General features: G+C 56.5%; 4 protein-coding genes. 2 read left to right on the plus strand and 2 right to left on the minus strand.

The genetic code is table 11. The annotated features are described in order from the left end of the window. Together gdhA and ABYV26_RS17300 are read right to left on the minus strand one after the other, a co-directional pair. A partial coding sequence (gene gdhA, locus ABYV26_RS17295; RefSeq protein ID WP_372682605.1) for an NADP-specific glutamate dehydrogenase occupies positions 1-1,340 on the minus strand: 1,340 nt, incomplete at its 3' end. A gap of 276 nt (positions 1,341-1,616) precedes the next feature. Continuing rightward, positions 1,617-4,598: a PEP/pyruvate-binding domain-containing protein gene (locus ABYV26_RS17300; protein ID WP_372682606.1), complete on the minus strand. Its 2,982-nt coding sequence runs from the start codon at positions 4,596-4,598 to the stop codon at positions 1,617-1,619. Positions 4,599-4,899: 301 nt separating this feature from the next. Here ABYV26_RS17300 and ABYV26_RS17305 point away from each other — a divergent pair, with 301 nt between their 5' ends. Both ABYV26_RS17305 and ABYV26_RS17310 read left to right on the plus strand, forming a co-directional pair. After that, a complete protein-coding gene (locus ABYV26_RS17305; protein WP_372682607.1) occupies positions 4,900-6,270 on the plus strand; it encodes a cytochrome b N-terminal domain-containing protein in 1,371 nt (456 codons plus the stop codon). Between the two features lie 13 nt (positions 6,271-6,283). Further along, complete coding sequence (locus ABYV26_RS17310) at positions 6,284-6,811, plus strand: ubiquinol-cytochrome c reductase iron-sulfur subunit (protein WP_372682608.1); 528 nt, start codon at positions 6,284-6,286, stop codon at positions 6,809-6,811. The last annotated feature ends 309 nt before the right edge of the window (positions 6,812-7,120 follow it).

Raw genomic sequence — 7,120 nt, forward strand, 5'->3', positions numbered from 1 at the left:
CCCTGGTCGATCATGGCATCCACCACCTTGACGAAACCGGCGATGTTGGCCCCGTTCATGTAATTGCCCGGCGTGCCGTACTGCTCGGCCGCATTCAAACAGGTCTGGTGGATGCTCTTCATGATCATCTGCAGCCGGTTGTCCACCTCTTCGCGCGTCCAGGAAAGGCGCATCGAGTTCTGGGTCATCTCCAGCCCCGACACCGACACCCCGCCCGCATTGGCCGCCTTGCCCGGACCATACAGCAGCTGGTTCTCGATGAAGATGTCGATGCCCTCGGGCTCCGTGGGCATGTTGGCCCCCTCGCTGACCACGAAAACCCCGTTGTCCACCAGGTGCTGCGCGTCGACGGCGTTGATCTCGTTCTGGGTGGCCGACGGAAAGGCGCAGTCGGCCTTGTGGTTCCACAGCGGGTTGAACGCATCGTCCGGATTCACATCCGTGTAGACCGCCGAGGGGTATTTCTCGACGTACGCCTTCACCCGGCCCCGGCGCACGTTCTTCAGGTTCATTAAAAAGGCCAGCTTTTCTCTGTCGATGCCCGCCTCGTCATAGATGTATCCCGACGAATCCGAACAGGTCACCGGCTTGGCCTCGAGGTCCAGCAATTTTTCAATCGTGTACTGGGCCACGTTGCCCGACCCGGAGACCAGGCAGGTCTTGCCTTCCAGGGTCTCGTCGCGGGTGGCCAGCATCTCGGCGGCAAAGTAGACCGATCCGTAGCCCGTGGCCTCCGGGCGGATCAGGCTGCCGCCCCAGTTCAGGCTCTTGCCGGTGAGCACACCGGTGAACTCGTTGCGCAATTTCTTGTACATGCCGAACAGGTAGCCGATCTCGCGGGCGCCCACGCCGATGTCGCCGGCCGGCACGTCCGTGTCGGGGCCGATGTGCCGGAACAGCTCGGCCATGAAGCTCTGGCAGAATCGCATCACCTCCATGTCCGACTTGCCCTTGGGGTTGAAGTCCGACCCGCCCTTGCCGCCGCCCATGGGCAGCGTGGTCAAGGCGTTCTTGAAGACCTGCTCGAAGGCCAAAAACTTGAGGATACCCAGGTTGACCGACGGGTGAAAGCGCAGCCCCCCCTTGTAGGGGCCGATGGCGCTGTTCATCTCGATGCGAAAGCCCCGGTTGACCTGCACCTCGCCCTGGTCGTCCACCCAGGGCACCCGGAACAGGATCACCCGCTCGGGCTCCACCAGGCGCTCTAGAATCTTGGCCGCCCGGTACTCGGGGTTGCGGTCCATCACCGGCTTGATCGAGGCCATCACCTCCATGACCGCCTGGTGAAACTCCCGCTGTCCGGGGTCCTTGTCCTTGACCAGTTGTAGAATGTCAGACATGGTGTCTCCTCCTTTTGTATATACTTGAGGTACGGCGTTCCGGGTTCTGGGTTCTGGGTTCTGGGTTCTGGGTTCTGGGTTCAAACTCAGAAAAATTACAATCTTCAAATCACAATTTCCAAACAAATTTCAACTGTTAAATCTCAAACAAGGTCAACAACCAACAACCGTTTGGAATTTTGACTTTGAGTATTGTCATTTGTTTGTCTTTTGTTATTTGTTTTTTGGATTTTCGTAATTTTTTTCTGGTTCCGACCTCCGATCAGGACCAGGCGCCTAAAGGGTCCCACCACCGTTTCCCTTAACGATCACACACTGGGATCGTCGGCCGTCGACTTTAAGCGTCACCGGCACGTCGAGCCGTGCGTGAGCGACAAAAGTGGCATCTTTCAACCGCGGCAGCCCAGTCAGCCAATTCCAGTCTATCCGGTCACCGGCAGCCTTGGAGACGGTAATGTAATTGATCCCCAAGGTGGTGATGTTATGAAAAAAATGTGAGCCTTGGGACGGTTCGGCAACCAGCTTATCCGATTCCGTCTCGATCATGGCGCCCACCCCAGAGATGTCCGCCCAAGCAACGGGAATTCCCAGCCAGCGGTCGGCCGAGCCCCATCGTCCCGGCCCGACAAGCAGGTATTTTCGATCCTCCTTGACCAGAGTCGCATTGATCTTGGCAATCTCCCGGGCTATTTCCATGGTCCGACCCGGGTCGAAGGCCTCCGGTTTTACTAAAATAATGTCGGCCATATCCTGCTTTAGGGCATTGCCCAGAGCCTTGCCGGAGAAACAAAATGCGTTCTCAATTTCTTCTGCAGAGATATTCACCTGCTCAAGTTCTGCCCGGGCCGTCATTGGCCTGAGTTGAAGAAAGGCGAACTGTGGGAGGTGGTCAGGTTCTGAGCAGAAGTTGACAGAGAACTCCATCTCCACGGGGCAGCCCATCCCTTGTTCACCCAATTGGAGCATGTCCTTTAGGATATCGGCCAGGGGGAACTCCCGATATTTGAGGATGTGGGCAAAGGTGAGTACCCGCTGGCCCGGGATATGAACGGTATCGCGAATACGATGCTCATCCGGCACGTAGGTGCTGGCAAGAAGCTGCATGGGCGGCTCGTTCTCCGCCTCGGTCACTTCACGATGCCACAGGTTTGCAGCATCGTTGGTTTCCAGAGAGTGACACGCCTTTTCCATTTTGAGTGCATAAAAATGACGTTGAGAATTGTCGAGAATGTCTTCCACTGTCGAGCGCTGGGGAAGCAGCTGAGGGTGGGCTGGCGAAAACCGGAGCGTTTTCTCGCCTTCTACCACGGTTTTTCCCAATCCCATGGCAATGGTGACGATTCCCTCCTCGGGCTTCATGCGGGCAAAGGGATAGTAATTGTGCGACTGGGCGACCCCTGAAATGGCCGGGTAAAAACTGTCGCCATAGGGAGATCCCACCAGTTTCTGGATGATCACGGCCATCTGCTCTTCTTCCGTCCGGTGGCCCACCCGTTTTGAGAATGCCTTGGGGCCCTTGTAATAGGTTGAGGCGTAGACCAGCTTGATGGCATGAATCAGATGGTTTAACCGCTGCTGCGCATCGGGGCAGTCGTTGGTGATCATGTAGGTGCGGTAGAGGCCGGCATAGGCTCGGAACTGGGCGTCCTCCAGCAGGCTGGAGGACCGGATGGCCAGTGGATAGGTCACCTGGGTCAGGTAGTCGCGCAGTTTATCTTCGATCCAGGCGGGAAATCGACCGGCGAGAAACAGATCGGCGATCTGCTCATCGGGCAAGTCGGTTTTGGACAGGTAGCGCAATCCGTTGTCTTCCACAAAGGACTCGAACCCGTCGGTGGTAATCACCAGCGTCTGGGGGACAACGATATCCACGTCCTTGTAGGTGACATAAAAGTCGGGGTTCTGGCGAAGCAGGGAGGCAACGAAGGCCAACCCACGGGCTTTTCCTCCCAGGGAACCCTTGCCGATCTTGAAAAACTCCGTATCGAAATCCGCGTCCGTTGCATCGAAATCGGCAACGATTCCCTTCTGGCGCCTTTTGCGTCGGTCGGCGATGATTTTGACCAGGTGGCGGCGGTGGCTCTCACCATCTGAGAAATCATCATCGCTGATCGGACGGACCTCTGCTGCCAGTGCCATCTCGGTGCGAGCGAACAGCCAGCGGGAAAAGTCGTTGCGGTTGCAATGATACCGGAAGGATGCTTCCGGTATGGAAAGCATATGCTGTTCCAACGACTTTAGATTGGAAGCCCGACCGATTTCCGATCCGTCGGGCAACCGGAAAACGAAATCGCCGAAACCCAGTTGGTCCTTGAAAAACTGGCTCACATCCTGGTGCAGGGTGTCTGAATTCTTGTCCACGAAAGCGGCGGGGATAGACGCCGCCTTCGTGGCATTGGCCGGTTCTGAACTGGTGAGCAGCAGCGGAATATCAAACCGGCGCGCCCGCACGTGTTTGAGAAATTCCACCCCGGCGGTCTCGTTCAAGGCGCCGTTCCGGGAAAATCGAACATCGGAAATGACCCCGAGCACGTTGGATTCGTAACCTTCGTAGAGGGCCAGCGCTTCCTCGTAATTAACGGCAACCAGGATTTTCGGACGTGCGCGCATGGTGACCAGCCGATGCTCTTCGTTAAGGGTGCCTTCCATCACCGCCTGGGTCTGGCTGACCAGCTCCCGGTATAGGATGGGCAGCAGGGAAGAGAGGTAATAGGGCGAGTCCTCCACAAAAAGAATCACTCGGACGCCCGCCGATTGGGTATCCTTTTCAGCATTCATCCGGTCTTCGGTACTTTTGGTCAACGCGACGAGAATATCCGTGTTGCCGGACCAGACGAAGGTGCGGTCAATGCCCGGCGCATTGTCCGGCTCTTTGATCTCCGGTGAAGGTATCGTGTCGTGGGTAAGCAGAATAACCGGCAGTCCGGGTGCCTTTTTCTTTATCCGGTGGCCCAATGCAGCCGCACCCATGTCTGCCAGACGCGGCATGGTGATAACCATGTCAAAGGGTTGGTCGTCAAGGGCGGCAAGGGCCTGTTCGGCCGAGGATACCCAGGTCAGACGCGGAGGGTGACTGAGGTTGAGGCCTCGGTACTCGTTGACGATACGCTCGGAAAGCCGGCAGTCCTCTTCCATGATCCAGGCATCGTAAGGGGTGGAAACCAGAAGAATATGACGCACCTTGCGGGCCATCAACTCGTGGAAGAGCTTAAAGCGGGAATCGGATTCATTGAAAAACGGTCGTGTGTTCAATGCCATGGGTCAGCTATTTTCTCTGCGGCAGCATGGGCTGCAGGTAGGTTCCCTCATCGGTTGCGGTCAGGCAACAGGGCCCGGTTGAAAGTGAAGGGGCGTATAGGTGTTTGGTACATTTTAATTCTCATATCATACCGGAAATCAAGGCAAAAAGAAACCACCGGCATGGCTTGAAAATTACAATAGCGGTTGTTTCGGCAGCCATTGTTTGGTAAACCATTCGATATCTAACGATAATGACGAAATTCGACACCCATCCCGACTGTTTTGATATAAACCGATGAACATGACCCGGCGTACATCTTTGGAAAATCCTGACGTCAACGTCTTGCAGCGGGTATGGCGCAGCGTATTCCCCTCGCCGGTGCGACCGCGCACCGAAAGGGATCGCAAACGCTTTTTTCGCCGCAACCTGATCCTGCATTTTCGGCCACCGACGGTAGCAGAAAAAACCCTGATGTTCACGCTTTCCTGGGGGCTGGGCGGCATGGCGGCCACACTGGTACTGCTGCAAATGGCCACCGGGATCCTCTTGACATTCATCTATGTTCCCACACCGGTAGACGCCTATGCCTCGGTTCAATCGATCATGATCCAGGTGCCCTTCGGCCGGCTCGTGCGCAACCTGCACCATTGGTCTGCCAACCTTCTTGTGGTTATCCTGATGCTGCATATGCTGCGGGTCTTTTTCACCGGTGCCTTCCATCATCCCCGGCAGTTTAACTGGGTCATCGGTCTCGTCCTTTTTGCCATGGTGCTGGCGGCCAATCTGTCCGGCTACCTGCTGCCCTACGACCAACTGGCCTATTGGGCAGTCACCGTTTTCACTGCCATGATCGGCTATATCCCCGTCATTGGTGACTGGCTGCAGCGAGCCTTGGGGAACGGCAGCGATTTGGGTGCTCAGACCCTGCCCTTTTTCTACGCCGTGCATACGGCCGTGATCCCGGTGCTGATGGCCGGCCTGATGGGATTTCATTTCTGGCGCATCCGCAAGGCCGGAGGACTTGTCGTGCCGCGGCAGCCTTTCGAACCCATCGATGAGGCGCCGGTGCGGGTGCCGGTGGTTCCCAACCTGCTGATCAGAGAAGTCTCCATGGCGCTGGCCGTGACGGCAAGCGTATTGGTGCTTTCCATCTTCTTCGATGCCGTGCTCTCGGCACCGGCCAACCCGGGATTGAGCCCTAACCCGGTTCGGGCACCCTGGTATTTCGCCGGTCTCCAGGAACTTTTGCTGCATGTTCATCCCGTCGTAGCCGTATGTGTGATCCCCTTTCTGGCAATCTTCTTTCTGGTGAGCCTTCCCTATCTTGCCTATCCAAAATCCACCGAAGGGATCTGGTTCGCTTCATCTACCGGCAGAAGGCAGTCCATCAGCGCCGCCCTTGTGGCGATGGTCATTACGCCGGTCCTGATCGTGGCTGACGCGCTTGGGGTCAAAACAGCCCCCTGGGCCGCCGGCATGTCTCCTCTCCTCCGAGACGGGATTTTACCCATGCTCCTCTTGGCGGCCCTGACGGTGGGGGTTGTGCAAGTCATGAAAAAAAGACTGGGTGCCACATTGAACGAAACGGCCCAATCCCTGTTCGTGGTCATGGTGACCGCCCTCGTCGTTCTGACTATCGTGGGGGTGTTCTTTCGCGGTCCCTTCATGCGACTGGCCTGGCCCATATGAGAAAGGGGGCGCGGTGAGCGGTCAGAAAATTAATCCAACGGTTGATAGCACCCAACCCATTCAAAGCCATTCGCGTCGCGGCCTGCTCAACGGTCTGTGGCTGGCCTTAAGTGGCCTCGCCCTGGCAGAGATTGCCTGGCTGGTGGGATCTTTCTTGAAACCGCTGCAATCGACGGATTCATCAGTCCAGCCCGCTGATATCATCGACGCCGGGCCGGCAGAGCGGTTTGTTCCCAACAGTGTGACCGCCTTTCCACCGGGTCGTTTTTACCTGGCCTGCCTCGAAGATGGGGGATTTCTGGCCCTTTCCCGGCGCTGCACGCACCTGGGTTGCACGGTTCCCTGGAGCCCGGAAAAAATGCAGTTTGTCTGCCCCTGCCATGCCTCGGTGTTCGACATCCGCGGCGAGGTAGTCCAGTCCCCTGCCCCGCGGCCGTTGGATCGGTTTGCCGTTTACATCGAGAATAACCGCGTAAAGGTTAATATTGGAAAGCCGATTCGGCGCAGCGCGTTTGGAGAAGCAGAGGCAACATATAAATGAAGGGTTCGAGTGAAATGCGAAATTTCGATCTCTCGGACGGGAAATTGGGATTTAGGAACCATGGACAATCTCAAGGTAAGGATTCGGTCCAAATATCACGTTACTCAGAAAAACCCTTGAACCCTCGAATCCTGGAATCCTTGAACCCTTTTTAATCAACAACATTACTAATGGAACACACCCAAATCCATTTCGTTGAGAACCCATGAACCACTCAATCGCCATGACCCGCTGGACACTCATCGGCATCGTTTCCACCCTGATCATCGTCCTCTCGATCCCACTCTACGTGGTTGAAAATCGCGCGAG

Source organism: Desulfosarcina sp., assembly GCF_041551955.1.
Taxonomy (GTDB): domain Bacteria; phylum Desulfobacterota; class Desulfobacteria; order Desulfobacterales; family Desulfosarcinaceae; genus Desulfosarcina.

Coding starts and splice junctions, on each gene's coding strand:
- ABYV26_RS17300 (WP_372682606.1), bottom strand. CDS start 4,598: ATGGCATTGAACACACGACCGTTTTTCAATGAATCCGATTCCCGCTTT.